At 72.6% G+C, this 26,321-nt stretch carries 26 protein-coding genes; 11 read left to right on the top strand and 15 right to left on the bottom strand.

The window, feature by feature from the left end:
* The first annotated feature begins 18 nt into the window (after positions 1-18).
* From BLT76_RS11050 to opgC, 5 genes are read left to right on the top strand one after another with little or no spacing between them, the layout of a single operon-like run.
* The gene (locus BLT76_RS11050) at positions 19-1,227 is read left to right on the top strand and encodes a PP2C family protein-serine/threonine phosphatase (RefSeq protein ID WP_090855254.1); all 1,209 of its coding nucleotides are present in this window, start codon (positions 19-21) and stop codon (positions 1,225-1,227) included.
* On the top strand, positions 1,224-3,200 hold the full coding sequence (locus BLT76_RS11045) for a glycosyltransferase family 2 protein (protein WP_090855251.1): 1,977 nt from the start codon (positions 1,224-1,226) through the stop codon (positions 3,198-3,200). The genes BLT76_RS11050 and BLT76_RS11045 overlap by 4 nt, the downstream gene beginning before the upstream one ends.
* Positions 3,197-3,532, top strand: a complete 336-nt coding sequence (locus tag BLT76_RS11040; RefSeq protein WP_090855248.1) for an STAS domain-containing protein — start codon at positions 3,197-3,199, stop codon at positions 3,530-3,532. Before BLT76_RS11045 ends, BLT76_RS11040 begins: the two co-directional genes overlap by 4 nt.
* Positions 3,525-3,968 carry an ATP-binding protein gene (locus tag BLT76_RS11035; RefSeq protein ID WP_090855245.1) on the top strand — a complete coding sequence of 148 codons (444 nt, stop codon included), beginning with the start codon at positions 3,525-3,527 and terminating at the stop codon, positions 3,966-3,968. The genes BLT76_RS11040 and BLT76_RS11035 overlap by 8 nt, the downstream gene beginning before the upstream one ends.
* Complete coding sequence (opgC, locus tag BLT76_RS11030; protein ID WP_139175486.1) at positions 3,965-6,496, top strand: OpgC domain-containing protein; 2,532 nt, start codon at positions 3,965-3,967, stop codon at positions 6,494-6,496. The genes BLT76_RS11035 and opgC overlap by 4 nt, the downstream gene beginning before the upstream one ends.
* Here the strand turns inward: opgC and BLT76_RS11025 are convergent.
* The 6 genes from BLT76_RS11025 to uvrB form a co-directional block, all read right to left on the bottom strand.
* Complete coding sequence (locus BLT76_RS11025) at positions 6,493-6,858, bottom strand: MmcQ/YjbR family DNA-binding protein (RefSeq protein WP_090855239.1); 366 nt, start codon at positions 6,856-6,858, stop codon at positions 6,493-6,495. The two genes, opgC and BLT76_RS11025, sit on opposite strands and share 4 nt — an antisense overlap.
* 10 nt (positions 6,859-6,868) lie before the next feature.
* A complete protein-coding gene (locus BLT76_RS11020; RefSeq protein WP_090855236.1) occupies positions 6,869-8,503 on the bottom strand; it encodes a bifunctional 3'-5' exonuclease/DNA polymerase in 1,635 nt (544 codons plus the stop codon).
* The gene (locus BLT76_RS11015; RefSeq protein ID WP_090855233.1) at positions 8,500-8,790 is read right to left on the bottom strand and encodes a hypothetical protein; all 291 of its coding nucleotides are present in this window, start codon (positions 8,788-8,790) and stop codon (positions 8,500-8,502) included. The genes BLT76_RS11020 and BLT76_RS11015 overlap by 4 nt, the downstream gene beginning before the upstream one ends.
* A complete protein-coding gene (locus tag BLT76_RS11010) occupies positions 8,787-10,076 on the bottom strand; it encodes an MFS transporter (protein ID WP_090855230.1) in 1,290 nt (429 codons plus the stop codon). Before BLT76_RS11010 ends, BLT76_RS11015 begins: the two co-directional genes overlap by 4 nt.
* A gap of 85 nt (positions 10,077-10,161) precedes the next feature.
* Entirely contained in the window at positions 10,162-10,794 is a 633-nt protein-coding gene (locus BLT76_RS11005) for a DivIVA domain-containing protein (protein ID WP_090855226.1), read from the bottom strand.
* 255 nt (positions 10,795-11,049) lie between these two features.
* Positions 11,050-13,176, bottom strand: a complete 2,127-nt coding sequence (uvrB, locus tag BLT76_RS11000; protein ID WP_090855223.1) for an excinuclease ABC subunit UvrB — start codon at positions 13,174-13,176, stop codon at positions 11,050-11,052.
* 55 nt (positions 13,177-13,231) lie between these two features.
* On the opposite strand from uvrB, the gene BLT76_RS10995 reads away from it, so the two are divergent.
* Positions 13,232-14,494: a phospholipase D-like domain-containing protein gene (locus BLT76_RS10995; protein WP_244509361.1), complete on the top strand. Its 1,263-nt coding sequence runs from the start codon at positions 13,232-13,234 to the stop codon at positions 14,492-14,494.
* 10 nt (positions 14,495-14,504) lie between these two features.
* Here the strand turns inward: BLT76_RS10995 and BLT76_RS10990 are convergent, their stop codons facing one another.
* Positions 14,505-15,056, bottom strand: coding sequence for a TetR/AcrR family transcriptional regulator (locus BLT76_RS10990; RefSeq protein WP_090855220.1), 552 nt, complete (start codon positions 15,054-15,056; stop codon positions 14,505-14,507).
* A 91-nt stretch (positions 15,057-15,147) separates the two neighbouring features.
* On the opposite strand from BLT76_RS10990, the gene BLT76_RS10985 reads away from it, so the two are divergent.
* Positions 15,148-16,173 carry an aldo/keto reductase gene (locus BLT76_RS10985; RefSeq protein ID WP_090855217.1) on the top strand — a complete coding sequence of 342 codons (1,026 nt, stop codon included), beginning with the start codon at positions 15,148-15,150 and terminating at the stop codon, positions 16,171-16,173.
* 3 nt (positions 16,174-16,176) lie between these two features.
* Here BLT76_RS10985 and BLT76_RS10980 read toward each other — a convergent pair whose 3' ends face one another.
* Together BLT76_RS10980 and BLT76_RS10975 are read right to left on the bottom strand one after the other, a co-directional pair.
* Positions 16,177-17,121, bottom strand: coding sequence for an SCP2 sterol-binding domain-containing protein (locus BLT76_RS10980; protein WP_090855214.1), 945 nt, complete (start codon positions 17,119-17,121; stop codon positions 16,177-16,179).
* A 13-nt stretch (positions 17,122-17,134) separates the two neighbouring features.
* Entirely contained in the window at positions 17,135-18,061 is a 927-nt protein-coding gene (locus BLT76_RS10975; RefSeq protein WP_244509360.1) for a DNA-3-methyladenine glycosylase family protein, read from the bottom strand.
* 55 nt (positions 18,062-18,116) lie between these two features.
* Between BLT76_RS10975 and BLT76_RS10970 the strand changes: the two genes are divergently transcribed.
* Entirely contained in the window at positions 18,117-18,899 is a 783-nt protein-coding gene (locus BLT76_RS10970; protein ID WP_090855208.1) for an enoyl-CoA hydratase/isomerase family protein, read from the top strand.
* Positions 18,900-18,996: 97 nt separating this feature from the next.
* A complete protein-coding gene (locus BLT76_RS10965) occupies positions 18,997-19,668 on the top strand; it encodes a sulfotransferase family 2 domain-containing protein (protein WP_090855205.1) in 672 nt (223 codons plus the stop codon).
* A 16-nt stretch (positions 19,669-19,684) separates the two neighbouring features.
* On the opposite strand, the gene BLT76_RS10960 is transcribed toward BLT76_RS10965, so the two are convergent.
* The 5 genes from BLT76_RS10960 to BLT76_RS10940 are packed head-to-tail and all read right to left on the bottom strand — an operon-like array spanning position 19,685 to position 22,966.
* The gene (locus tag BLT76_RS10960; protein ID WP_211752876.1) at positions 19,685-20,647 is read right to left on the bottom strand and encodes a haloalkane dehalogenase; all 963 of its coding nucleotides are present in this window, start codon (positions 20,645-20,647) and stop codon (positions 19,685-19,687) included.
* 36 nt (positions 20,648-20,683) lie between these two features.
* Positions 20,684-21,217: a pyridoxamine 5'-phosphate oxidase family protein gene (locus BLT76_RS10955; RefSeq protein ID WP_090855202.1), complete on the bottom strand. Its 534-nt coding sequence runs from the start codon at positions 21,215-21,217 to the stop codon at positions 20,684-20,686.
* A 41-nt stretch (positions 21,218-21,258) separates the two neighbouring features.
* Positions 21,259-21,813, bottom strand: coding sequence for a cysteine hydrolase family protein (locus BLT76_RS10950; RefSeq protein WP_090855199.1), 555 nt, complete (start codon positions 21,811-21,813; stop codon positions 21,259-21,261).
* Positions 21,810-22,388 carry a mycothiol transferase gene (locus BLT76_RS10945; RefSeq protein WP_090855196.1) on the bottom strand — a complete coding sequence of 193 codons (579 nt, stop codon included), beginning with the start codon at positions 22,386-22,388 and terminating at the stop codon, positions 21,810-21,812. The genes BLT76_RS10950 and BLT76_RS10945 overlap by 4 nt, the downstream gene beginning before the upstream one ends.
* Positions 22,385-22,966, bottom strand: a complete 582-nt coding sequence (locus BLT76_RS10940) for a DinB family protein (protein WP_170867021.1) — start codon at positions 22,964-22,966, stop codon at positions 22,385-22,387. Before BLT76_RS10940 ends, BLT76_RS10945 begins: the two co-directional genes overlap by 4 nt.
* A gap of 56 nt (positions 22,967-23,022) precedes the next feature.
* Between BLT76_RS10940 and BLT76_RS10935 the strand changes: the two genes are divergently transcribed.
* Both BLT76_RS10935 and BLT76_RS10930 read left to right on the top strand, forming a co-directional pair.
* Positions 23,023-24,000, top strand: coding sequence for a helix-turn-helix transcriptional regulator (locus tag BLT76_RS10935; RefSeq protein WP_090855190.1), 978 nt, complete (start codon positions 23,023-23,025; stop codon positions 23,998-24,000).
* A 56-nt stretch (positions 24,001-24,056) separates the two neighbouring features.
* Positions 24,057-25,127: an alkene reductase gene (locus BLT76_RS10930; RefSeq protein WP_090855187.1), complete on the top strand. Its 1,071-nt coding sequence runs from the start codon at positions 24,057-24,059 to the stop codon at positions 25,125-25,127.
* Between the two features lies 1 nt (position 25,128).
* Here the strand turns inward: BLT76_RS10930 and BLT76_RS10925 are convergent, their stop codons facing one another.
* A complete protein-coding gene (locus tag BLT76_RS10925) occupies positions 25,129-26,040 on the bottom strand; it encodes an MBL fold metallo-hydrolase (protein WP_090855184.1) in 912 nt (303 codons plus the stop codon).
* Between the last annotated feature and the right edge of the window lie 281 nt (positions 26,041-26,321).

Raw genomic sequence — 26,321 nt, 5'->3', positions numbered from 1 at the left:
AAGGGCTGAGCAGTGCACATGGGGACAGCAACGACCACGGCGGCGCCTGCCGTCGTACCGGAGGAGGACCGGCGCCAGCGCGCCGTCGAGAGCCTCACCTTGGCCGAGGGACAGCCCGTCGAGCGCCTGGACCGGATCACCCGGCTCGCGCGGACGATCTTCGAGGTGCCGTTCTCCTCGATCGCCGTCCTCGACGGTGACCGAGCCTGGTTCGCGAGCATCCAGGGCGCGGACCTGCGCGGCCTCCCCCGGCAGGAGACTTTCAGCGACCGGGCGGACTCCGACAGCGTCCTGCTGGTCGTGGAGGACACCGCGTCCGACCCCCGCTTCGCCGACCTGCCGGCGGTCACGGACGACGGCATCCGGTTCTACGCCGGACAGCCGCTGCGGGACTCGATGGGCAACGTCCTGGGGACCCTGGGCCTGTTCGACGTCCGACCCCGGACCCTCGACCAGGAGCAGCTCACCACCCTCGTCGACCTGGCCGCCTGGGCCGAGCAGGAGCTCACCGCGTCCACGGAGATGACGCAGGCCCGCCGGGTCCAGTCGTCCCTGCTGCCGGCGCGGCCGGTCCGGGTGCCGGGCTGGACCGTGGACGGCCTGTGCCTGCCCGCGCTGGCGGTGGGCGGCGACTTCTACGACTACGGCGTCGGCCACAGCGTGGCCCACGTCAGCCTCGGGGACGTCATGGGCAAGGGCACCGGCGCGGCCCTGCTCGGTGCCGGTGTCCGGGCCGCGATCCGCGGGACCCACGAGGCCGTGGTCGCCGGGGTCGACCTCGGGATCACCGCCACCCAGGTCGCGCGGAGCCTGTTGCCCGACCTCGAGCGGGCCGAGTCCTTCGTGACCCTGCTCGAGGCCGCGGTCGACCTCGACGACGGGTTCGTCCGGCTCGTCGACGCCGGGTCCGGGCTGGCGCTCGTCGTACGAGCGGACGGCACCGCGACCCACCTGAGGAGCGAGGACCGGCCCTTCGGGGTCCTGCCCGACGACCACTGGTCCGAGCAGCAGCTCGACCTCGACCCCGGCGACCGGCTGCTGCTCTTCAGCGACGGGCTGCTGGATCTGCTCGACGACCCGGTCGACTGGGTCCCCGAGCTCGGAGCACTCGTGCACCGGGCCGAGGACGGACCCGGCGTGCTCGCCTCGGTGCTCGCCCTCGGGCACGCCCGGACCCCGCTCGACGACGTCACAGCGGTCGTCGTCGTCCGGGAGCGGGGCCAGTGAGCAAACGTCTGCTCCTGATCCGCACGATCGTGGTGCTCACGGCCGTCCTGGGCGTCAACTACGTCGCCTGGAGGTGGCTGCACTCCGTGCACTGGGCGGCGTGGTGGATCGCCGTCCCGCTGGTGATCGCGGAGACCTACAGCCTGATCGACTCGCTGCTCTTCGGGCTGGCGATGTGGCGGCTGAAGGAGCGGGACGATCCGCCGCCGGCCCCGCCGGACCGGACCGTCGACGTGTTCATCGCGACCTACAACGAGCCGATCGAGCTGGTGATGGCCACGGCCCGGGCGGCCCAGGCCATCCGCTACCCCCACGAGACCTGGATCCTCGACGACGGCAACCGCCCCGAGATGCGGGCCGCCGCCGAGGAGGCGGGGATCGGCTGGATCACCCGGTCGGCGGACTGGGCGAACATGCCGCGGCACGCCAAGGCCGGCAACCTCAACAACGCGCTGCTGCAGACCGAGGGCGAGTTCCTGCTCATCCTCGACGCCGACCAGGTCCCGCTGCCGGAGATCCTCGACCGCACGCTCGGGTTCTTCGAGGACGAGCAGATGGCGCTGGTGCAGACCCCGCAGTGGTTCGTCAACGTCCCCGACGACGACCCGCTCGGCAGCCAGGCGCCACTGTTCTACGGCCCGATCCAGCAGGGGAAGGACGGCTGGAACGCCGCCTTCTTCTGCGGCTCCAACGCCGTGATCCGCCGCGAGGCGCTGATGCAGCTGGGCGTCTCCCGGTACGCCGGCGAGGTCGAGGTCGGTGTCCAGCGGGCGCTGAAGACCGCCGGCACCGTGATCGCCGAGGCCCGCGAGCAGCTCGACCCCGACGACGAGCGGGTGATCCGGGCGCTCGACCAGATCGAGTACGACCTCGGCCGGGCCAAGCGCGAGCTCGCGCGCGGGGTGGCGCTGTTCGACGTCACCTACAAGTTCCAGAAGCGGGTCGCCGCCATCCGCCGCGACCTGGTCGAGGCCGACCTGACCGCCCTGCAGGCCGACCTGGCGGTGATCGCCGAGCTGGAGGAGATGACCGGCGAGCCCGGGTCGGGGCTGGCCACCCTCAACCCGGTAGCGCTCGAGCAGATGGCCCAGCGCGACTGGTCGCCGCTCGGTGCCGTCGAGACCGTGCAGGCCCTGGTCGAGGCGGTCGACGTCGACCGCGCCGGCGAGGCGCAGCCGATCATGCCGCTGGCCACGATCTCGGTCACCGAGGACATGGCGACCTGCATGCGCCTGCACGGCCTGGGCTGGAAGTCGGCGTACCACGACGAGGTGCTCGCCCACGGGCTCGCGCCGGAGGACCTCCCCACCATGCTGACCCAGCGGCTGCGCTGGGCGCAGGGCACCGTGCAGGTGATGTTCCGGGAGAACCCGCTGGTCCAGCGTCGGCTGACCTGGGCGCAACGGCTCATGTACTTCGGCACGATGTGGAGCTACCTGTCCGGCTTCGCCGCGATCGTCTACATCGCCGCGCCGGTGGCCTACCTGACGATGGGCATCCTGCCGGTGCAGGCGCTGAGCACGGACTTCTTCGTCCGGCTGGTGCCGTTCCTGATCATCAACCAGCTGCTGTTCTTCGTGGTGGCGGCCGGGCGTCCGACGTGGCGCGGGCAGCAGTACTCCCTCGCCCTGTTCCCGGTGTGGATCAAGTCGTTCACGTCCGCCTTCGGCAACGTCTTCCTCGGCCGCGACCTGGACTTCGCGGTGACCCGCAAGACCGGGGCGCTCGACGAGGGCCCGCGCTGGGACCTGATCAAGCCGCAGCTGATCGCCATGGCCGCCCTGACCGCGGGCGTCGTCGTCGGGCTGGTGCGGCTCGCGGTCGGTCAGGCCGCAGCCTTCGGCACCCTCTTCAACATCGTCTGGGTCGTCTTCGACCTGGCCATCTTCTCCGTCATCATCCGCGCCGCGCTCTACCGCGGCTTCAACCCCGGGGTGTCCCCCGAGACCCCCCATGGAGGAGCTTCGTCATGATCGAGATCGACGTCTTCCGACGGCCCGACGGCGTGGCCGTCGTGGTGCCCCAGGGCCGGCTCAACATGGTGGCGGCCCGCCAGATGAAGGACCTGCTGGCGATCCTCCTGGAGGAGGGCTCGTCGCGGATCGTGGTCGACCTCGACCGCACCACGTTCCTCGACTCCTCCGGGCTCGGCGCGCTGATCGGCGGCCTGAAGGGAGCCCGGCAGGCCGGGGGCGACCTGCGCATCGCCCGGCCGACGCCCGAGGTCCTCACCGTCTTCCAGCTGACGAACATGGACAAGGTGCTGCGACCGCGCGACGACGTCGAGAGCGCGTTCGATGCCTGACCCCACCCCCGACGGGCTCCATCTCGACCAGTCCATGCCGACCACGCCGGACGCCGTGGACCTGGCCCACGAGCAGCTGGCGCGCCTGTGGGCCGCCGACGGCGACGTGCTCCCGGCCGACCGGGTGCGCTTCGAGCTCGCCGTCATCGAGATCCTCGGGAACATCGTCGAGCACGCCTGGATCGCCGACGAGGGCAGCCCGTCCGAGCGCCGGCTGACCCTGGCCCTGACCCTGACCGACGAGCGGCTCGAGGCCGTGCTCGGCGACAACGGCAGGCCGGCCTCGATCGACCTCAGCTCCGCCACGATGCCGGGCGCCGACGCGGAGTCCGGTCGCGGTCTCGCCCTCTCCCTGGCTGCGGTCGACTCGCTGGACTATGAGCGGGTCGACGGACGCAACCTGTGGCGGATCCGGTGCGACCGCGCCCCGGCGTGATCGCCCTGCGAGCCGCCCTCGTCGCGGTCGTCACGGTGCTCGCGGGGCTGCTGCTCGCCCCGGGCGCGACCGCGGCCGACGACGTCCCCACCCCGGAGCAGGGCGCGCCCTGGTACGGACCCGGTCTCGACTGGACCAAGGACAGCGCGGCGGCGTACGGCGAACGCCTGGGCGAGACCCCCTCGCTCTACAGCCAGCGGGTGAACTACCCGCTCAGCGACGACGACACGACCTACCTGCGCCAGTTCGCCGGCCAGGCCGCCACCCAGGGCGCGGTCGCCGCCGTCACCCTGGAGCCCACGGTCCCGCTCGACGAGCTGACCGTCGCCGACGCCGAGGAGCTCGCCGACGAGCTGGCGACCCTGCACGACGAGCTGGACCAGGTGCTGCTGGTCCGCTTCGCACCCGAGATGAACGGCACCTGGTACGGCTGGGCCCAGCAGCCGACCCAGTACGTCCGGGCGTTCCGGACCGTCGCCGACGCCGTGCACGCGGCCACGCCGTACGCCGCGATGGTCTGGTCGCCGGTCTACGGCGCGGGCTACCCGTTCGGCGCGGCGTACGGCGACGTCGACCCGGACCGGGAGGGCGACACGACCGCCCTCGACACCGACGAGAACGGGATCCTCGACGGCGCCGACGACCCGTACGCGCCGTACTGGCCGGGCGAGGACGCGGTCGACTGGGTCGGCATCACGCTCTACCACTTCGGGGTCGACCGGGGTCGCGAGGACAACGACCTCGACCCGAGCACCGGCGGCCAGACCGGCGACGACGAGATCAGCGAGGGCTTCGAGCCCGACGTCGCGCCCGAGCAGGACGACCTGGAGGCGCGCCTCGACGAGACCTACGGGTACGGCGACCAGGGGTCCGGGCGCAAGCCGTTCTACGACCGCTTCGCCGAGCGCTACGACAAGCCCGTCCTCCTCGAGACCGGCGCCCTGTGGCGGCCGGACGGCGAGGGCGACTCCGAGATCTCCATCAAGCGCGGCTGGTGGCGCCAGGTCTTCGCGGCCGGCCAGGACCGCCCGCTGATCGCCGGCATCTCCTGGCTGGAGCAGAAGCGCCCCGAGGCCGAGGTGCAGGGCGACGAGGTCGACTGGCGGGCCACCCGCACCGAGCGGCTGTCGGAGGCGCTGCGCCGCGACCTCGACCGGTACGGCGTCCGCGTCGGCCCGGTGACCCGGGTGCTGGACCAGGAGGCCGCCAACGAGGCGACCGCGCAGGGCCGGCTCCCCGATGCCGACGACGGCGGCGAGATGGGCTGGATCGTCTTCTGCGCCGCCCTGCTGGCCGTCGCCTTCGTCTTCGCCGGGTTCGCGGGCCGCTTCATCCCGTCCTGGCGCTACCCGAACGAGCACGATCCCCGCGACCAGCGGCTCGACCTGTTCCGCGGCTGGATCATCCTCACGGTGGTCCTCACCCACACCGAGCTGACGAGTCCGTACTCCTACATCAGCCTCAACGCCATCGGCGCGATCACCGGCGCGGAGATGTTCGTGCTGCTCAGCGGCATCGTGCTCGGCATGATCTATGCGCCGACGGTGCGCAAGCTCGGCGAGTGGCGCACCGCGGTGGTGATGTGGAAGCGCGCGCGCAAGCAGTACCTCGTCGCGCTCGCCGTCGTCCTGATCATCTTCCTGCTCGGTCTGCTCCCCTTCGTCGACGCCACCGCGATCACCACCTTCACCGACCGCGGCACCGGCGAGAACGGCCAGCAGGTCCAGGGCCAGGTCTACGACCTCTACGCCAACGGCCCGCGGCTCTTCGACTACCCCACCCCCTGGTACGCCGTGAAGCAGCTGCTGCTGCTCGAGATGGGCCCGTGGGTCTTCAACATCATGGGCCTGTTCGTGGTGCTGAGCCTGCTGCTGCCGCCGATGATGTGGCTGGTCCGCCGCGGCTACTGGTGGGTGCTGCTGGCTCTCTCGTGGGCGGCCTTCGTCTACTCGGCGATCTACTCGCCGCACTGGCTGCCGTCGCAGTTCGAGGACGTCTTCCCGCTGCTGACCTGGCAGATCGCCTTCACCCACGGCCTGGTGATCGGGCACTACCGCCGCCAGCTCACCGCGGCCCTCACGTCGCGCTGGGGCAAGGTCGCGTGCACGGTCTTCGTGCTCGGGTACGCCGGCGCGCTGGTCTACCTCTGGCTCGGGCACGCCTACGGGTTCGTGACCACGCCGTTCCCGGACACGACGTACGGCTACCTCTACCAGCACGCCTACACCCGGATCTTCCTGCAGCCCGGGCGGCTGCTCGACCTGGTGCTGATGATCGTGGTCGCCTTCGCGTTCCTGACGACCTGCTGGAAGCCGGTCAACGCGGTGGTCGGCTGGTTCTGGACGCCGCTCGGCGCGGCCAGCCTCTACGTCTTCATCGTGCACGTGTTCTTCGTGCTCGCCATCGCCAACATCCCCGGCCTGGACCGCGGCAGCCTCTGGCAGGGCACGGTCATCCACACCGCCGAGATCCTGCTGATCTGGCTGATGGTGAAGAAGAAGTTCCTCTTCTCCGTGATCCCGCGCTAGCCCTCCCAGCCGGCGGGTCGCAGCCTCCTCGGGAGCCCGGTCACGACCAGGCGGTACGACTCGTCCACGGCCTCGATCAGCTCGTCGTCCGGGATCGCGCCACCCAGCGCGAGGTCGTTCCAGCCGGAGCGGCCGATGTAGGCCATCACGCTCGCGTCACCGGGGTAGCGCTCGAGCCACTCGTCGGCGACCTCGCGCGTGGTCGCGCTCTTCACTCCGACCCGTCCGGCGCCCAGGAAGGCGAAGATCCTGCCGCGCTCACCCGGACCGACCTTGACCACCGGGTGCTCGTGGTCCCACGGGTTGTCGGCCCAGGCCCCCGGCTTGGCCAGGCAGTGCGCCTGCAGCGTCTCGACGTCCATGCCGAGGAGACTAGGTCGGCTTCCCCGCGTCGGCGTACGACGTCACGACCGAGACGTTCAGCGGGAAGTCGACGGCCAGGTCACGGAAGAGCAGCCCGCCGGCGGCCGCCGCGGCCTCGACGGTCGCCGCGGCCACCGCGTCGGCCAGGCCGACCGGGGTGTGCACGACGACCTCGTCGTGGAGGAAGAACACCAGGTGTGGACGGGACTCCAGCGGCCCGTCGTCACCGAGGCGCCAGAGCCGGTTGCGGAGGTCGGCGATCCAGCACAGCGCCCACTCGGCGCCGGTCCCCTGGACGACGAAGTTCCGCGTGAACCGGCCGTAGGCGCGGCGGAGGCGGGTCTGGCTGTCGGGGTCGACGGGCGGGTCGTCGGGGTCGCGGTCCCAGGCCTCGCCGAGGCTGGGCGAGCCGCGACCGAGCAGGGTGCGGACGACCTGGGCGCGCTCCCCCGCCCGGGCCGCCTCCTCGACCAGCCCGAAGGCGGCCGGGTAGCGCCGGGTGAGGCCGGCGACCAGGCGACCGCTCTCGCCGCTGGTGGCGCCGTACATCGCGCCGAGCAGGCCGAGCTTGGCGTCGCCGCGGGTCGCGACGGCGCCGTCCTCGACCATCCCCTGGTAGAGGTCGGCGCCCCGGGCGTTCCTGGCCAGGGCCCGGTCGCCGCTCATCCCGGCCAGCACCCGCGGCTCGAGCTGGGCGACGTCGGCGACCACGAAGGTCCAGCCGTCGTCGGCCACCGCCGCGGGCCGGACGACGGTCGGGATGGACAACGCGCCCCCGCCGTTGGAGGACCAGCGGCCGGTGGTCGAGCCCGCCGGCTGGTACGACGGCCGGAACCGCCCGTCGCTCACCCACTGGTCGATCCAGCTCCAGCCGTTGGTCTGCCAGAGGTGGGCGGCCTGACGGTAGCGCAGCAGCGGGGCGATGCCGGGGTGGTCGAGGCCGCGGAGGGTGGACATCCGGATGTCGGCGACCTCGAACCCGGCCCGGCGCAGGGCACTCAGCAGCTCGGCGCGCGAGTCGGGGTTGAGCGTCGGCGCGGCGAACGCCGTACGGACCTCGGCGACCAGCGCCTCCAGCCGGGCCGGCCGGGCCCCGCGCGGCGGGCGCGCGCCCACCAGCTCGGCGAGCAGTCGCTCGTGCACGTCGACCCGCCACGGGATCCCGGCGTGGGTCATCTCGGCCGCCACCAGCGCCCCGGCGGACTCGGCGGCCAGGAGCAGCGCGAGTCGCGACTCCTCGGTCGACGCCGCGACGACCGCCAGCTGCCGGGTGTCCTCGAGGTCGGCGCGCAGGTGCTCCGCGGTGTCGTCGACCGAGAACAGCGCGGGGTCGGACGGCGTGCTCGGCCCCAGCCGGTCCCAGTGCGCCGACTGCTCCCCCACCAGCAGACCGGCGTCGGCGGCCGGCGCCCGCCGGAGCAGGTGGTGGGCCAGCCGCAGGTCGTGGCAGCGAGCGACCCGGACCCCGGCCGCCAGCAGCGGCGGGTACCAGCGCGCGGTGTCGTCCCAGACCCAGCGCGGCGCGTCGGGCTCGCGCCGCTCGACGTACGACGGGAGGTCGGCCATCGCGAGCTCAAGCTCGCGCTCCTCCTCGACGACGAGCACCCGCTCGTCCGGCAGCCTCGAGAGCGCGATCCGGGTCATGGCGCGGGGACCTCCGCCTCCCAGCGGGCCCGCCGCTCGGCGTCGGACTGCTCCCACCAGGGGGTGCCGCGCTCGCCCAGGGCGACCTTGGCCGCCTGCACCCCGTCGCGCGACGCTCGCTCCTCGTCGGTCCCCTTGGTACGACGGACCTCGCGGCGCCAGGCCATCAGCACGTGCTGCAGCTCGTCGCGGCGCTCGTCGGGGATGGCCGGATCGGTCGCGCGCCAGCGGCGGCCGTCGATGACGACGTACCGGCCGTCGGGGGTGTGCTCGGGACCGTCGCTCACACCGGGACGCCGGCTTCGAGCGCCTCCCGGTCGATGACCCGACGGGCCTTCACGCGGTAGCGGACGATCTGGGTCAGGCCGAGACCCCACACGAGGTACTGGACGCTCATCGCCCAGCGGAAGTCGGCCGGCCCGTAGTCGGTCGACGTGCCGGGGGCGCGCCAGTCGAGGACCAGGCCGATCGCGACGACCAGACCCAGGCTGGCCACGAAGCCGGCGACGTTGATGATCCCGGTGGCGCTGGCCAGCCGGGCGGCCGGGTTGGAGGTGCGACCCAGGTCGAAGCCGATCACCGACGCCGGTCCGCCCACCCCGGTGACCAGGACCAGGACGACCAGCAGCCCGAGCGGTGCCTCGCCGGGCCAGGCCAGCACCGCTGTCCAGACCGTCACGATCGCGCCGACGATGACCAGGACCATCGACGAGCGGTGCCACGGGTGCCGGGCGACCAGCCAGCCGAGCACCGGGCCGACGAAGGCCATCGAGAGGACGATCAGGCTCAGGAGCAGGCCGGCCTCGGTGCTGGTGCGACCCTCGCCCCGGACCAGGAACGGGTAGCCCCACAGCAGCGCCAGCGTCGTGGCGCTGCACTGGGAGGTGAAGTGCACCCAGAACCCGAGCCGGGTGCCAGGGTGCGACCAGGACGCGGCCAGGCTCTCGCGCACCGCGGCCGGCGACAGGGCGTGGCCGCGGACGTGCCGGCGGCCCGGGGCGTCGCGGAGCAGGACCAGGCCGAGCAGGGCGAGCACCATCCCGAGCGACGCGGTCACCAGGTAGGCCCGGGTCCAGCCGAAGCTGCCGAGTGCCCAGGTCATCGGCACCGTCGCGCCGATCGCGCCCAGCTGCCCCATCGTCCCGGTCAGCTGGGTGAGCAGCGGGATCCGCCGGGGCGCGAACCAGATCGACAGGATCCGGAGCACACAGATGAACGTCATCGCGTCGCCCAGGCCGACGAAGAAGCGGGCCGCCAGCGCCACCGGGTAGCTCTCGGCCAGCGCGAACCCGGTCTGCGCGAGCGAGAGCAGCACCGCGCCGGTCAGCAGCACGCTGCGGGGACCGAACCGGTCGACGAGCAACCCGACCGGGATCTGCATCCCGGCGTACACGAGCAGCTGGAGCATGGTGAAGGTGGCCAGCTGCGCGGCGGTGATGTCGAACCGCTCAGTGGCCGCCAGACCCGCGACCGCGAGCGAGGAGCGGTGGAAGACCGCCAGGACGTAGATCGCGAGGGCGACCAGCCAGACCGAGTACGCCGTCCGCTGGCTCGGCGCGGAGGTCTCGGTCACTCCCGCGATCCTACGCTCGACCGACGGTGCCCCGCGCCCGCCCGGACGGGCGGCGGACCGGGCGTGGTCTGGCTCACGGCGGCGCTCAGCGACCGCCGAAGATCCGCGAGAGCAGCCCACGCTGCTCCTGGATCACGGTCGGCAGCGGGAGCGCGTCCGGCGTAGCGGTCCGGCCGCCATCGGCCTCCGCGACCACCTCGCGCAGGAACGCGTCCACCTCGCCCATGTCGTAGCCCTCGCGCAGCCGCACCCGGGTGAACCGGGCCTCGCCGGCCAGGGTGCGGACGTCGGCGCCCGAGTCGACCGCGGCCGCCAGTTCGTCGAGGAGCTGGTCGACCTCCGACATGTCGTAGCCCTCGCGCAGCCGCACCGGGGAGAACTGCACCGCCACGATGCGCTGCGAGCGGGCCGAGCGGGCCTGAGGTGCAGCGGAACGCTCGTCGGGCAGGTACGGCGCCCGCTCCTCGAGCTCGTGCGTCCGGTCCACGATCCACCGCAGGAAGTCGTCGACCTCGGCCATCGCGTAGCCCTCGCGCACCCGCACCGGCGTGAACCTGGCCCGGCCCACCAGGTCGCCCACCGGCAGCCCGACCTCGACCGCGGCCACCACCGCATCGAGGAACCGGTCGACCTCCTGCATGTCGTAACCCTCGCGTCGCCGGGGCGTGAACCGGTGGTTCGAGATCTGCTGCGCCAGGTCGGCGCGAGTGATGGGCACGTGAGGAGTCTAGGGACCGCGGCGGGTCTCGATACGGCCCTCGTTCCTCGGGCCTACTCGACCAACGAACACGCCCACCCACAGCCGGTCTCGATACGGCCCTCGTTCCTCGGGCCTACTCGACCAACGAACACGCCCACCCACAGCCGGTCTCGACACGGCCCTCGTCCCTTGGGCCTACTCGACCAACGAAGGCGACGAATCAGCGGCTTCGGTGGTCGAGTGCCGCCGAGGCACGAGGCGGTGTATCGAGACTCACTTCGTCGCCTCCATCATCTGGCGGAGCTCCTTCTTGAGCTCGGAGATCTCGTCGCGCAGCCGGGCGGCCAGCTCGAACTGCAGCTCGGCGGCGGCGGTGCGCATCTGGTCGGTGAGGCCCTGGATCAGCTCGGCCAAGTCGGAGCTGGGCATGCCGGCCAGGTCGGCGGCGTGCTTGCCGGCGTCGCCCTCGCGCAGGGCGGGCACGGGCTGCTTCGCCTTGACCCCGCCGGCGCGGCCCTTGGCCTCGGTGCCGGCCCAGGTCTGGAGCAGGGCCTGGGTGTTCTCGTCCTCACGGGCGAGCATCTCGGTGATGTCGGCGATCTTCTTGCGCAGCGGCTGGGGGTCGACGCCGTGGGCGGTGTTGTAGGCCACCTGCTTGGCGCGGCGCCGGTTGGTCTCGTCGATCGCGGCCTCCATCGAGGGCGTGATCTTGTCGGCGTACATGTGGACCTGGCCCGACACGTTGCGGGCCGCACGGCCGATGGTCTGGATGAGCGACTTGTCGGAGCGCAGGAAGCCCTCCTTGTCGGCGTCGAGGATCGAGACCAGGGAGACCTCGGGCAGGTCGAGGCCCTCGCGGAGCAGGTTGATGCCGACCAGGACGTCGTACTCGCCGAGGCGGAGCTCACGCAGCAGCTCGATCCGGCGCAGGGTGTCGACCTCGGAGTGCAGGTAGCGGGTGCGGATGCCGGCGTCGAGGAGGTAGTCGGTGAGGTCCTCGGACATCTTCTTGGTCAGCGTCGTGACCAGGACCCGCTCGTTCTTCTCCGCCCGGGTCCGGATCTCGTGGATCAGGTCGTCGATCTGGCCCTTGGTCGGCTTGACCACGACCTCGGGGTCGATCAGGCCGGTCGGGCGGATGATCTGCTCGACGGTGTCCCCGCCGACCTTGTCGAGCTCGTAGTCGCCCGGCGTCGCCGAGAGGTAGATCGTCTGGCCGATCCGCTCGAGGAACTCCTCCCAACGCAGGGGCCGGTTGTCCATCGCGCTGGGCAGCCGGAAGCCGTGCTCGACCAGGTTGCGCTTGCGGGACATGTCGCCCTCGTACATGCCGCCGATCTGGGGCACGGCGACGTGGGACTCGTCGACGACCAGCAGGAAGTCCTCGGGGAAGTAGTCGAGCAGCGTGTTGGGCGCGGTGCCGCGCCCGCGGCCGTCCATGTGCATCGAGTAGTTCTCGATGCCGGAGCAGGACCCGACCTGGCGCATCATCTCGACGTCGTACGTCGTGCGCATCCGCAGCCGCTGGGCCTCCAGCAGCTTGCCCTCCCGCTCGAACTTGGCCAGCTGGTCCTCCAGCTCCAGCTCGATGCCCTTGATCGCCCGCTCCATCCGCTCCGGGCCGGCGACGTAGTGGGTGGCCGGGAAGACGTAGAGCTCCTGGTCCTCGGTGAGCACCTCGCCGGTGACGGCGTGCAGGGTCATCAGCCGCTCGATCTCGTCGCCGAAGAACTCGATGCGGACCGCGTGCTCCTCGTAGACCGGGAAGATCTCGAGCGTGTCGCCCCGGACCCGGAAGGTGCCGCGGGTGAAGGCCATGTCGTTGCGGGTGTACTGGATCTCGACCAGCCGGCGCAGCACCGTGTCGCGGTCGTGCTCCTCGCCCACACGCAGCCGGAGCATCCGGTCGACGTACTCCTGGGGGGTGCCGAGGCCGTAGATGCAGGAGACCGTGCTGACCACGATCACGTCGCGGCGGGTCAGCAGCGAGTTGGTCGCGCTGTGCCGCAGCCGCTCGACCTCCTCGTTGATCGAGGAGTCCTTCTCGATGTAGGTGTCGGTCTGGGGGACGTAGGCCTCGGGCTGGTAGTAGTCGTAGTAGCTGACGAAGTACTCGATGGCGTTGTGGGGGAACAGCTGGCGCAGCTCGTTGGCGAACTGGGCGGCCAGCGTCTTGTTGGGCTGCAGCACCAGCAGCGGGCGCTGCACCTGCTCGGCCACCCACGCCACGGTCGCGGTCTTGCCGGTGCCGGTGGCGCCGAGCAGCACGACGTCCTCGAGGCCGCCGTTGATCCGCTTCGTGATCTCGGCGATCGCGGTCGGCTGGTCGCCGGACGGCTGGTAGTCGGATTCGACCTTCAGCGGCGCCACCCGGCGCTCGAGATCGGTGACAGGGCGCATGCGTCCAGCGTAGGCGGGGCCACCGACAGTCGGTGCTCGTCGCTATGTTGTCCCGGTGAGGACGAGCGCACCGAGGACCACCGAGCGGGTCCTGCGGGCGCTGCGCCGGACGCTGATGGCCGTCTTCGGCGTCCCGCTGGTCGTCGCGGTCGTGATGTCGCTGGTCGACTCCTACCGCCGCCGCGGCAAGAAGCCGAAGCCGTTCCCGGTCACCGCGCCCCACCCCGTGCCGATCGGCGACGGCGAGGTGACGACGTACACCTTCGGCCGGGACCTCTACGACGACATGCTCGCCGCCATCGACGGCGCCCAGAAGCAGGTGCTCTTCGAGACCTACATCTGGAAGGGCGACGAGATCGGCGAGCGGTTCAAGGCCGCCCTGTCCGCGGCCGCGGACCGGGGCGTCGAGGTCTACTGCATCTACGACGGCTTCGCCAACCTCGTGGTCTCGCCCCGGTTCAAGCACTTCCCGTCGAACATGAAGGTGCTGCGCTACCCCGTCTACCCGGCCGGCTGGAGGTTCTTCGACCTCACCCGCTACGGCCGCGACCACCGCAAGATCCTCGTCGTCGACGACGGCGAGGGCTTCGTCGGCGGCTACAACATCGGCTCGGCCTACGAGACCGAGTGGCGCGACACCCACGTCCGGATCACCGGCCCGGGCGTGTGGGACCTCAAGCGCGCCTTCGCCGACTTCTGGAACCTCAACCGGCGGCGCCGGATCCGGGCCAGCGAGCGGCCGCTGCTGCTGGAGACCGCCTCGACGTGGGAGCCGCGGATCCGGATCCACCGCAACGTGCCACGGCTGTGGATGTTCCCCATCCGCTCGATGTACATCGAGGCGATCAACCGGGCCAGCGTCAACGTGTGGATGACCCAGGCCTACTTCACGCCCGACCAGGACTTCGTCGACGCGATGAAGGAGGCCGCGCGCCGCGGCGTCGACGTACGCCTGCTGGTGCCGCTGAAGTCCAACCACATCGTGGCCGACTGGATCTCGCGCGGCTACTTCAGCCAGCTGCTCGGCGCGGGGGTGCGGATCTTCCGCTTCAAGGACGCGATGGTGCACGCCAAGACCTCGACGGTCGACGGCAGCTGGTCCACGGTCGGCACCGCCAACATCGACCGGCTCAGCCTGCAGGGCAACTACGAGATCAACGTCGAGGTCTTCGACGAGGCCTTCGCCCGCACGCTCGAGGAGATCTTCGCGACCGACCAGTCCAACACCCTCGAGCTCACCCAGGGCGAGTGGGAGGCACGCGACCTGCACCGCAAGTTCACCGAGATGATCCTGGCGCCGCTGCGACCGCTGCTCTAGCGCCTCGGGCTCAAGCGCGCAGCCCGGCGACCAGCGTGTCGATCATCGGACGCGCGTCGTACCCGAAGGTGCCGTCGCCGACCGACAGGTTGCCGATCCCCCGCAGCAGGTCGAGGGCGCGTACGCCGGGCGCCACTTGACCGGCCGTGACTGCGGCGTCGAGGAGGGCGGCGCAGGCCGGGACGAGCTGCTCGACGAAGTAGGCGTGCAGGGTCGCGTGCGCCTCGTCCTCGCCCTGCATGGCCTCCGCGAGGCCGTGCTTGGTGACCAGGAAGTCGACGAACAGGTCGACCCAGCGCACCAGGGCGTCGTACGGCGTGGGGCCGTCGGCGAGCAGGCCCGGGACCGCCTCGACGCACTCCTCCACCTGGTGGCGGAAGACCGCGACGACCAGGTCGGCCCGGGTCGGGAAGTGCCGGTAGATGGTGGCCACGCCGACGCCGGCCCGGGACGCCACCTCGCGCACCGGCGCGGCGACGCCGGACTCGGCGAACACCGTCGCGGCGGCGGCGAGCAGCGCCTGCTCGTTGCGCCGCGCATCGGCACGCTTGGCGGGGGGCACCCGACCTCCTTGCTAAACGGAACGGTGTTCCGTATCGTGGTTTGCGGAACATCGTTCCGCTTCCATCATGCCACTTCGGGAGGAACCCGTCATGCAGTACCGCATCCTCGGCCGCACCGGCGTCCGGGTCAGCACGCTCGCGCTCGGCGCGATGAACTTCGGCGCCCTCGGTCGCGTCGGCCCGGACGACGCCACCGCCCTCGTCGACGCCGCCGTCGATGCCGGGGTCAACGTCATCGACACCGCCGACTGGTACGGCGTCGGCGAGTCGGAGGAGATCGTCGGCCGGGCGATCGCCGGCCGACGCGACGACCTGGTCCTGGCCACCAAGGTCTGGGGCCCGATGAGCGAGGAGCGCAACCACCAGGGCGCCTCGCGCCGCTGGATCACCACCGAGCTCGACCACAGCCTGCGGCGGCTGGGCGTCGACCACATCGACCTCTACCAGGTGCACCGGTGGGACCCGACGGTCAGCGACGAGGAGACGCTGTCGGTGCTGACCGATCTGCAGCGGGCGGGCAAGATCCGCTACTTCGGCAGCTCGACGTACCCCGCCTACCGGATCGTGCAGGCACAGTGGGCCGCGCGCGAGCACCACCTCGGTCGCTTCGTCACGGAGCAGCCCGGCTACTCGATCCTGCAGCGGGCCATCGAGCGCGACGTGCTGCCGGTGACGCAGGAGTACGGCCTGGGCACCCTGGTCTGGAGCCCGCTCGCCGGCGGCTGGCTGTCGGGGGCGATCCGGGCCGGGCGCGAGATCAGCACGAACCGGGCGTCGCTGGCGCGGGTGCAGGACCGCTTCGACCTCGCGAACCCGGTCAACCGGGCCAAGCTGGACGCTGTCGAGCAGCTGGTCACCATCGCCGACGAGGCCGGCCTGACCCTGGTCCAGCTCGCGCTCGGCTTCGTCACCGCCCACCCCGGGGTGACCAGCGCGCTCATCGGGCCGCGGACGCTCGACCACCTGCACGCCCAGCTCGCCGCTGCGGACACCGTCCTGTCCCCCGACGTGCTCGACGCGATCGACGAGGTGGTCGCGCCCGGGGTGGACCTGGCCCCCGACGAGAAGGTCGACACCCCGCCGTCGCTGCTCGACCCCACCCTGCGGCGCCGCTGAGGCCTACCGCGCCCGCGGGAAGTCGATGACGTCGGCGAGCTTCAGCGCCTTCGCCTTGTCGCCGCGCACCTTCAGCCGCCCCCTCAGGACGCCGGCGACGGCGGAGAGGTGACCGGTCGCGAGCCGGACGAAGTCGTGGCCCTCGCAGGTGACGGTGGCGTCGCGCTCCTCGCCCTCGTCGCCCGCGGTCACGGTAGCGAGGCCCCTCAGCACCCGGACGGTACGACGCTCCACCTCCCCATCGGGCGCCCCCAGCAGTCGGAACCCGACGGTCAGGTCGCAGCGGGCGGCCTTGCGGGCGTCGACGAACTCGGGCAGCCGGCGGAAGATCTCGTCGAGCACCACGGGGCGGAACCCGGACGACATCACCCGACGCAGGTGCGCCTCGTCGCCGTGGGCCAGCACGGTCGCGACGTCGACCGGATCGAGCCGGGTCGGGTCGACCGCCACCCGGTCGGTGCCGGGCACCACGAAGATGCCGCCGAGGGCGAGCGCCAGGTCGGTGTCACCGACCACGTCGAGGCCGCCGCCGAGCAGCTCCAGCCCAGCGTTCCGCTCGCCGCTGACCAGCCGCACGAAGCCGAGGACGCTGGTCGCGAGCACCACGTCGGCCGGCTCGTCGTCGGCCACGTCGGGGACCAGCTCCAACCTGCCGTGGTCGACGACGAGGACGTGACGCTCGACGACCCGGTCGTGCTGGGCCAGGTCGAAGCGGATCGAGCCGTGCAGCACGGCGAGCCGGTCGGCGTCGGCGTACTCGTGGAGCCGGGCGAGGATGCCCCCGACCGCGGCACGGCGCACCTCCGGACGGTCGACGAGCGCGAGGACCTCGTCGTCGGCGGCCGCGCGCACGGCGGCGACCAGCGCCTCCGGGTCCGCCCCGTCGACGTACGCCGAGGCCTCCTCGGCGGAGGCGGTGAGCAGCGGGCCGAGAGATACCTGTGTCATCAGGTAACAGATATCACGGCCGGGTGACCGTCGCCGGGAGGTGCGTCCGCGGGGCCATCCGGGCGCCGTGTCGCGGCCGGTGGAGCCGGGCGATGCCGAGGAGGGCCTGCACCCGACCGCGGTGCGGCCGGTAGGGCTCGAGGAACTCCTCCAGCTGGTCGTCGTCGAACGGCTCGCCGGTCAGCGCCCAGCCGATGTCCTTGGCGACGTGGTAGTCGCCGAACGACACCGCGTCGGGGTCGCCGTGGGCGCGCTGCAGGGTCTCGGCGGCCGTCCAGCGGCCGATGCCGGGCAGCGAGGTCAGCCGTCGCGCCGCCTCGTCGTGGGGCACCGTCAGCGTGCGCTCCAGGGAGTCGGCGACCCGCGCCGCGGTCACGACCGTGCGCGAGCGCGCGGGATCGACGTGCATCCGCAGCCACTCCCACGACGGCACCGTGCGCAGGGTCGCGGCGTCGGGCTGGACCCACAGCGACCGGTCGGCCCCCGCGCCGGGCGCCCGCTCACCGAAGCGGTGGACGAGCATCCGGAAGCCCGCGAAGGCCTCCTGGCCGGTCACCTTCTGCTCGATGATCGCCGGGACCAGCGACTCCATCACCAGCCCGCTCCGGCCGATCCGCAGCTCGCCGTACCGACGGACCAGCTCGACCAGCACGGGGTGCCGGGGGTCGAAGCCGGTCGGGTCGTCGTCGGCGCCGAGCAGGCCGGGGACCGCGTCGAGCACCCATCCGGCACCGGGTCCCCACGCCTCCGCGTGCACCTCGCCGAGAGCCGGGCGCGACCAGAGGACCAGCGTCGCCGGGCCCTGTGGCGTGCGGATCCCGCGCCAGTGCCGGTCGTCGTCGATGCGGTAGGTCGGGTCACCGCCGCCTCGCTTGTGGATCCGCATCATCTGAACCCCGCACGGCCAGTCGGGGCGCCACACGCGGGTCAGGGAGGACACGTCTCGACGGTACGTCACCCCACGGACAGTGGAACCTGTTCTAGTCTCCGGGACCATGCTGCAGATCTCCGACCGCGACCGCGTCCGCACGCTGACCCTGGACCGGCCCGAGGCGCTCAACGCCTTCAACGAGGCCCTGTACGACGCCACCGCGCAGGCCCTGCTCGACGCCGCGGCCGACCCCGCGGTGGCCGTGGTCCTGCTGACCGGGAACGGCCGCGGGTTCAGCGCCGGCACCGACCTCCTGGAGATGCACCGGATGGCCACCGACCCCACGTTCGAGCGCGGCGAGCACGGCTTCGTCGGGCTGGTCGACGCGCTGGTCGACTTCCCCAAGCCGCTCGTGTGCGCGGTCAACGGCGTCGGCCTGGGCATCGGGACGACGATCCTCGGCTTCGCCGACCTCGCGTTCATGGCGTCCACGGCCCGGCTGAAGTGCCCGTTCACCTCGCTGGGGGTCGCTCCGGAGGCGGCGTCGTCGTACCTGCTCCCCCGTCTGCTGGGTCGCCAGGACGCCGCCTGGGTGCTGCTGTCGGCGGAGTGGATCTCCGCGCAGGAGGCGTTGGCGATGGGTCTGGTCTGGCGGGTCTGCGAGCCCGCCGACCTGGTGGCCGAGGCGACCCGGCACGCGACCCTGCTCGCCCGGCGGCCGATCTCCTCCCTGGTCGCCGTGAAGCGGGCGATGACCGCTCCCCTGCGGGCCGGGATCGACGCCGCCCGCGAGCGCGAGAACGCCGCCTTCGCCGAGCTGATGGGCGGCCCGGCCAACCTCGAGGCGCTGGCCGCGTTCGCCGAGGGGCGCGAGCCCGACTTCACCTCGCTGCCACCGGGGTGGTGAGCCGTCCGCCCTCGGGTCCGACGGTCGCACGCGTGCCGTATCGTCGCGGCCCGGAGCGGAGCTCCCCCTCGTCGCCGAACCAGAGAGTCGCCAGTCCATGCCTGTCTTCCTGAAGGACGGCCGTTCGGTCCTGTTCGTCCACATCCCCAAGACCGGCGGCACCAGTCTCGAGAAGCTGTTCACCCGGTCCGGGTGGGCGATGGAGGGACGGGTCACCCCTAACACCGACGCCGACCTGTACCGGAAGCTGCGCTGCTCACCGCAGCACTTCCACCTCGCACTCCTCGAGCAGGTCTTCCGCCTCGACCGCTTCGACCTCGTGTTCCTGGTGGCCCGCGACCCGGTCGCGCGGTTCCGGTCCGAGTACGTCATGCGCAACTCCAGCTCGCACTTCCAGCCGCCGAGCAAGCAGCCCGACGGCACGATCAGCACCGAGCCCGGGCCGGTGGCGCAGTTCTGGGACTGGGCCATGGCGCGCTACGACCTGGACCCCTACACGCTCGACAACCACCTCCGGCCGCAGAGCGAGTTCCTGGTGCCGGGCGCGGAGGTCTACCGCATGGAGGACGGCCTCGAGTCGGTGGCCGCTGACCTGAATGACCGGTTCGACCTCGGCCTGGAGGGCGACCTCCCGCACGCACTGAGGAGTCGCCGACTGGCCGGGGTCCGGAGCTCGGACGTCTCGGTGTCGCCCGCGCTCCTGGAGCGCATCGGCGACTTCTACCGCACCGACTACGAGCGCTTCGGCTACGCCCTGTCGGCGACCTAGGGCCCGGGGGCGGCCGCTACGTCGTCCGGACCACCTCGGCGACGACCCGACCCAGCTCGGCCCCGGCGTCCTCCTGCAGGAAGTGCCCGGCACCCGCGATCGTGACGTGGTCGCGTCCGCGCGCGCCGGGCACCCGCTCCTGGAAGACCCGGTCCCAGCCGCGGGTGGCGGGGTCGCTGTCGGAGTAGCAGGTGACGAACGGCCGGTCGAAGGACTCCAGCGCCCGCCAGGTACGACGGCCGATCCGCGCACCGGCGTCGCGGCGGGTGAGCGGGAGCAGCGCCGTCATCTGACGCAGCCCGGCGGTGTGCTCGGCGTCGGGGAAGGGCGCGTCGTACGCCGCGAGGACCTCGGGGGCGAGCGGGTGCGCGGTGGCCGCTCCGACGAAGTCGCCGGCCCGCAGCTCGGGCGCGCGGACGCAGTGCAGGAGGTAGTCGAGCAGCGCCTCCTCGACCACCACCCGCGAGTCCCCCGTGCCGTGCAGCGCCCAGGTCAGCGGACCGTCGAGCGCCGGATCGGCGGTGTGCAGGATGGTGTTGGCGGCGACGACCCGGGCGAACCGATCCGGCTCCGCGGCGAGCACGCTCAGGCCGATCGGGCCGCCCCAGTCCTGGGCGACCAGGGTGACGTCGCGCAGGTCGAGGGCCGCGACGAGGCCGCGGGTCCACGCGACGTGCCGCTCCAGCGTGTAGTCCGTCCGCTCGGTCGGCTTGTCGGAGCGACCGAACCCGATGTTGTCGGGGGCGACGACCCGGATCCCCGCGGCGACCAGCACCGGGATCACGTGCCGGTAGAGGTAGGACCAGGTCGGCTGGCCGTGCAGCAGCAGCGCCACCGGCCCGTCCGCGGGGCCCTCGTCGAGGTGGTGCATCCGCAGCGGCTCGACCCCGTCGGCGCGGACCTCGACGTACCGGGGCTCGAAGGGGAAGCCGGGCAGGGCGGCGAACCGCTCGTCAGGGGTACGGCGCACGTGCGTCACGCGAGCCAGTCTGGCCCGGGACGCCCGCGTCCGCGGTCAGAAGTCCCAGCGCGTGGCACCGCCCGGCTCGACCGTCTCGACCGCGGCGGCCGAGCGGGCGTCGATCCGGAACACGTGCCACGGCGGCGACCCGGCCGAGGGGGCACTGAACTCCGCGGTGAGCGCCGTACCGCTCTCGTCGACGCGGCACGGCCAGCCGCCGTCGGCCGACCACTCGGCGGCCCGCGCGGCCACGACGTCGGGGTCGGTCACCAGGGTGGCCGTGCCGCCGAGCGACAGGTCGAACACGTCGGTTGCCAGGCTCAACGCGCACCGCGGGTCGCGCAGCAGGTTGCGGCCCTTGCGCGTCGTGAGCCCGGTCTCGAACCAGAACGAGCCCTCGGCCCAGAGCGCGCCGATGCCGGTGACGTGCGGGCTGCCGTCGGCGTTGAGCGTGGTGAGCCAGCAGGTGTGCCGGTCCGGGCCGCCTCCCCCGGGCGCCTGCTCGAAGCCGGCGTCCAGGCGAGCGGTGACCCGGGCCCAGTCCAGGGGCGCGAGGTCGTACAGGTCGGCGAGGTTGGTGGTGGTCATGGGGGTTCCGACCGGCCTCGCCCGTGGGACTCATCGCCGCCTCAGGCGAAGGTCGCCTCCGCGGTCGTGACGACCCCGGCCTCGCGGCCGGGGGCGCGGTGGTACTGCCAGTAGAGGTTGGTGTGGGCGATGACCAGGTCGGGGGTCGGGGCGCCGTACGCGCTCTGGTCCTCGGTGGTGTGCGCGTCGGAGACCAGGGTGGCGTCGTAGCCGCGGACCAGCGCACCGTGCAGGGTCGAGCGGATGCACTCGTCGGTCTGCGCACCGGCGACCACCAGCCGTCCGATGCGGCCGGCGGCGAGGACCTCCTCGAGGTCGGTGTCCTCGAAGGAGTCGGCGTAGGTCTTGCGGACGACCGGCTCGCCGTCGGCGACGGTCAGCTCGGGGACGTACTGCCAGCCGGCGGAGTCGATCGGCAGGTGCTCGGGGTGCGAGTGCTGGACCCAGACGACCGGGGTGCCCGCCTCGCGGGCCTTGTCGACGAGGGTGGCGACGTTGGCCACGACCCGGTCGCGGTCGTGGGCGTCGCCGACGACGCCGACCTGGACGTCGATCACGACGAGGGCGGTGTGCGGGCGGTCGGTCAGCGTGGTCATGCGTCTCCTCCAGGAGCGGGGGTGGTGGGGGTCCAGCCGGGGGTGGGGTCCTCGCCGGTCACGCCGTCGATCGCCTCGCGGAGCAGGTCGGCGTGACCGGTGTGGCGGCCGTACTCCTCGAGCAGGTCGCCGATCAGGCGGCGCAGGTTCGCCGGAGCGCCGTCGGGGCCGGTGACCTGGACGGGCTGGTCGAGGCCGGCCGTGGCGATCGCCTCGGCCACCCGCGCGCGGGCCCGGGCCACCGTGTCGTCGTAGCGGGCGTAGAGCTCGGCGGGGCTGTCGTCGGCGGCACTGCGGAAGTCCCACCCCGGGTCGCCCTCCCAGTCGGCCGACGCCCACGGCTCGCCCGGGTTCTCGCCGAACGCCTTCCAGAACGCGTACGTCGCCTCCACCGCGGCCAGGTGCTTCAGCAGCCCGCCGAGGCTCAGCGACGAGCTCGCGATCGGCTGCGACGCGAGGCCAGCGGCGTCCAGGCCGTCGGCCTTGAACCGGAACGTCGCGCGCTGCCGGTCGAGCGCCCCGATCAGCTGCTCGGCCTCGGTGCCGTGGAACGGCGGCTCCCACCAGTCGGTCATGACGATGCCTCTCGTTCGATGAGGACGGCGAGGTCGCGCTCGGCGAACCGCCGGTGCCACCACTCCTCGTTGATCACGGTGTTGAAGCACTCCCGGAGCGGCAGCTGCTCGCCCGGAGGCGGCCACGCGCTGCCCTCGGGGATGGTGCAGACGTCATCGAGGTGCGTGTCGCCGACCTGGTCGAGGGCGCGGTGGACCAGGGCCTGCCGGTCCGCACGCAGCGCGAGCACCTCGTCGAGCGAGGGGCGTACGGCGCGGTCGCGCGGGATGCCCGGCGAGTCCTCCATCTGGTCCCACGGCAGCGACAGCGGGTGCCACGGGGCCGGGAGCTGGAGCACACCCCGGCCGACCCAGCTCTCGGTCGCGAAGGGCAGGTGGCGCAGCGTCTCGGTGAACGACCACTCGCCGCCGACCTGCGCGTGCAGCAGCGCCGGATCGAGCGCACGAGCCCTCCCGACCGTGTCGTCCCACAGCTCCTCCAGGTGCCGGAAGGCCTCGTGGTAGCCGGCGACGTCGGTCTCGGCGCCCACGCCGATCAGGGCCGGGCCGCCGTCCTGCATCCACTCCTCGTCGTCCATGTCCCCGAGCGTAGGATCCATTGCGGACGATCTGCTTCCGCATCGGAGATTTCCTCGTGACGATCGACGCCAGTCCCACCGCACGGGCTCTGCTCGCGCTCGAGGTCCTGCAGGACTCCCCCGGCATCACGGCCGAGCGGCTGGGTGCGCGGCTGGGCGTCACACCCCGCGCCGTACGCCGGTACGTCGGCATCCTGCGCGAGGCCGACATCCCGGTGGAGTCGGTGCGCGGACCGGCGGGCGGCTACCGACTGGGCCGCGGGATGCGGCCGCCGCCGCTGCTGTTCAGCGGCGACGAGGCGCTCGGGCTGGTGATGGCGGCGCTCGACGGCCAGCACGACGCCGCCGACACCGACGGGCCGGTCGGACGTGCGCTCGGCAAGCTGCTGCGGGCGCTGCCCCGCAGCGTCGCGGCCCAGGCCGAGGCGGTCCGCCGTACGACGGCGCCGGTGCCGGACCGCTCCGGCTCCCGCCCCGACCCCGGCACCACCGTCGCCCTGGTCGAGGCGTGCGCCGAGCGCCGCCGGGTGCGCGTCGCCTACCGCTCCGAGGGCGGCCGCGAGTGGGACGCCGAGGTGGAGCCGTGGGCCGTGGTGGTGCGCTACGGCCGGTGGTACCTCGTGTGCCGCTCGCTGCGCGCCGACGCCGTGCGGACCTACCGGGTCGACCGGGTGCGCCACGTCGAGCCCCTCGCCGACACCTTCGTCCCACCGGCGGACCTCGACCCCGTCGCCCTGCTCGAGGAGAACCTGGCGATCGGCTGGGAGTACGACGTCCGCGTGCTCGTCGACGCGCCCGTCGAGGACCTGCGCCGGTGCGTGCCGCGGACCATGGGCCGCCTGGAGCCGGTCGACGCCGCCACCACCCGGCTGGTCGCCTCGACCGGCAACCCGGTCTACTTCGCGGAGCAGCTGGCCACCCTTCCCGCGCCGTTCCACGTCGAGGGCGGTCCGGAGCTGCGGGCCACCGTCGAGGCGCTCGGCCGGCGGTTGCTCGCGGCGACCAACCCCGACGGAGCCGCCTTCACACGGTGAGGCTCCTCACCGCCCCGATCCGGAACAGACGGCCACCGGTCGTCGCTGTGCCGAGCATGGCTGATCTCTTCGAATCCCTGACCGCCGGCGCCTGGACGCTGCCGAACCGCCTCGTGATGGCGCCGCTGACCCGCAACCGCGCGACCGGCACCGTGCCCGGCGACCTCGCGGTGGAGTACTACGCCCAGCGCGCCTCCGCCGGCCTGATCATCACCGAGGGCAGCCAGCCCACCGCCGAGGGCCAGGGCTACCTCGACACGCCCGGCTTCCACTCCGCCGAGCAGCTCGCCGGCTGGCGCCGGGTGGCCGACGCCGTGCACGCGAACGGCGGCCGGATCGTCGCCCAGCTCATGCACGCCGGCCGGGTCTCGCACCCCGACAACACCGGAGGCCAGGAGGTCATCGCGCCGAGCGCGATCGCCGCGCCGAACGAGATGTTCACCCCCGACGGCCCGAAGCCGCACCCGACGCCGCGCGAGATCGCCCTGGACGAGATCCCCTCGGTCGTGGAGGGCTACGTCCAGGCCGCGCGCAACGCCGTCGAGGCCGGCCTCGACGGCGTCGAGGTGCACGCCGCCAACGGCTACCTGATCCACCAGTTCCTCGCCCCGGGCTCGAACCACCGCACCGACGCGTACGGCGGCTCGCCCGAGAACCGCGCCCGCTTCGCGATCGAGGTGACCCGGGCGGTCGCCGAGGCGATCGGCCCGGACCGGGTCGGCCTGCGGATCTCCCCCGCCCACAACATCCAGGGCGCCACCGAGGACGAGCCCGCGGACGTCGCGGCGACGTACACGACCTTCCTGGAGGCGGTGGCGCCGCTCGGGCTCGCCTACCTCAGCATCCTGGCCGACCCGAAGGCCGACCTCACCCAGGACCTCCGTCGCACCTTCGGTGGCGTCACGATCCTCAACAGCGGCTTCGGCGAGGTCACCACCCGCGAGTCGGCCCAGGAGATCCTCGACAAGGACCTCGCCGACGCGGTCGCCGTCGGGCGGCTCTTCCTGGCCAACCCGGACCTGCCGAAGCGGTGGCTGACCGGTGCCGAGCTTAACGAGCCGAACCCGGACACCTTCTACGGCGGCGGCGCCGAGGGCTACACCGACTACCCGGCCCTCGACGACTGACTCAGGACCACGGATCCTCGCGCCGCCACAGCGTGGGGAACCGGACCCGGACCCCGTCGCGGTGCGCCAGCTCGTCGAGCAGGCGCACCGTGACGTCGAGGTCGTCGCCCAGGTAGGGCAGGGCACGCAGCGGGCGGTCGAGCGGGCGGAAGAAGTCGTCCCAGTGGACGAGCACCACCTCGCGGGCACCGACCGTCGCGACCGTCTCGTCCCAGTAGGTCCGCACGTAGTCCTCGTCCTGGACCCCGAGCTGGCCGACGCCCAGGTAGGCCACCTCGGCGCGCCGCCCGGCGAGCGAGCCGGGCACGAAGCCGGCGCTGCCCTGGACCAGCGCGGTCCGGCCGCCGGCGTGCGCGACCAGGATCGACCAGGCCTCCCCGCAGCGGTAGGCCCGCGCGCTCACCGGCGGTACGACGGGCGTCTCGATCGCCCCCGGGAACCGGTCCGGCGGGCAGTGGTGGGACTCGACGAACGTGAGCGCGAGGTTGCCGTACGTCACGGTCTCGCCGTCCGCCAGCACGCGGATCCGGTCGGTGGCCAGCCCGTGGCCGCGGCCGACGTTGGCCGTCGACTCCCCTCCCAGCAGGTCGGCCCCGGTCAGGTTGGCGACCACGGCGGAGTCCAGCGCGTGGTCGAAGTGGGTGTGCACCGGCGCCACCGCGGCCAGCCGGTCGATGCCCGCGCGAGCGAGCGCGGCGTCGATCCGGGCCCGGTCGGGGGCCACCTTGCCGAGGCCGACCCGCAGCAGCGGCGGTCGCGAGAAGAACCCGTCGGTCAGGACGGCCGTCGTCCCGTCGTCGACCAGCAGGCTGGCCACGCCCAGGAAGGTGACCGAGAGGCCGCCGGTCGCCTCGGGCACGTCGAACCGGTCGGCGTAGCGGCCCAGGTCGGGCCGTCCCAGCTTGAGTCGCATGCCGGGGACAGTAGTGCCCTCGGCATTCATCCGTTTCCTGCTGAATGAGTAGCCCAGGGCGGCACGAGCGCCGACCACCTCTGTACCTGCCCAACGACGCGACGCCCGGCCACCGTGGCGACACCACTACGGTCAGCGACGGCTGGGGCGCAGCTGATCCGACGGCGCTGGACCGAGGAGGACGTCACCTTCCACGGCCTGGGGCGCGACCGGGTCGCTCCGCTGCGCTTCGGGCTGCGGACCACCACCGTGGTACCGCGACGAGGTCGAGCGCGGGCGAC

The sequence above is a fragment of the Nocardioides lianchengensis genome (assembly GCF_900101465.1).
Classification (GTDB): domain Bacteria; phylum Actinomycetota; class Actinomycetes; order Propionibacteriales; family Nocardioidaceae; genus Nocardioides; species Nocardioides lianchengensis.
The sequence above is the reverse complement of the archived record's forward strand: the minus strand, read 5'-3'. Positions and strand labels throughout refer to the sequence as shown.

Excerpts from the sequence above, each read along its gene's own strand:
- BLT76_RS11025 (WP_090855239.1), bottom strand. The coding sequence starts at position 6,858 with ATGGACGTCGAGACGCTGCAGGCGCACTGCCTGGCCAAGCCGGGGGCC.
- BLT76_RS11035 (WP_090855245.1), top strand. The coding sequence starts at position 3,525 with ATGCCTGACCCCACCCCCGACGGGCTCCATCTCGACCAGTCCATGCCG.
- uvrB (WP_090855223.1), bottom strand. The coding sequence starts at position 13,176 with ATGCGCCCTGTCACCGATCTCGAGCGCCGGGTGGCGCCGCTGAAGGTC.
- BLT76_RS10985 (WP_090855217.1), top strand. The coding sequence starts at position 15,148 with ATGCAGTACCGCATCCTCGGCCGCACCGGCGTCCGGGTCAGCACGCTC.
- BLT76_RS10965 (WP_090855205.1), top strand. The coding sequence starts at position 18,997 with ATGCCTGTCTTCCTGAAGGACGGCCGTTCGGTCCTGTTCGTCCACATC.
- BLT76_RS11020 (WP_090855236.1), bottom strand. The coding sequence starts at position 8,503 with ATGACCCGGATCGCGCTCTCGAGGCTGCCGGACGAGCGGGTGCTCGTC.
- BLT76_RS10925 (WP_090855184.1), bottom strand. The coding sequence starts at position 26,040 with ATGCGACTCAAGCTGGGACGGCCCGACCTGGGCCGCTACGCCGACCGG.
- BLT76_RS10970 (WP_090855208.1), top strand. The coding sequence starts at position 18,117 with ATGCTGCAGATCTCCGACCGCGACCGCGTCCGCACGCTGACCCTGGAC.
- BLT76_RS11040 (WP_090855248.1), top strand. The coding sequence starts at position 3,197 with ATGATCGAGATCGACGTCTTCCGACGGCCCGACGGCGTGGCCGTCGTG.
- BLT76_RS10955 (WP_090855202.1), bottom strand. The coding sequence starts at position 21,217 with ATGACCACCACCAACCTCGCCGACCTGTACGACCTCGCGCCCCTGGAC.
- BLT76_RS11050 (WP_090855254.1), top strand. The coding sequence starts at position 19 with ATGGGGACAGCAACGACCACGGCGGCGCCTGCCGTCGTACCGGAGGAG.
- BLT76_RS10980 (WP_090855214.1), bottom strand. The coding sequence starts at position 17,121 with ATGACACAGGTATCTCTCGGCCCGCTGCTCACCGCCTCCGCCGAGGAG.
- BLT76_RS10950 (WP_090855199.1), bottom strand. The coding sequence starts at position 21,813 with ATGACCACGCTGACCGACCGCCCGCACACCGCCCTCGTCGTGATCGAC.
- BLT76_RS10945 (WP_090855196.1), bottom strand. The coding sequence starts at position 22,388 with ATGACCGACTGGTGGGAGCCGCCGTTCCACGGCACCGAGGCCGAGCAG.
- BLT76_RS10940 (WP_170867021.1), bottom strand. The coding sequence starts at position 22,966 with ATGGACGACGAGGAGTGGATGCAGGACGGCGGCCCGGCCCTGATCGGC.
- BLT76_RS10930 (WP_090855187.1), top strand. The coding sequence starts at position 24,057 with ATGGCTGATCTCTTCGAATCCCTGACCGCCGGCGCCTGGACGCTGCCG.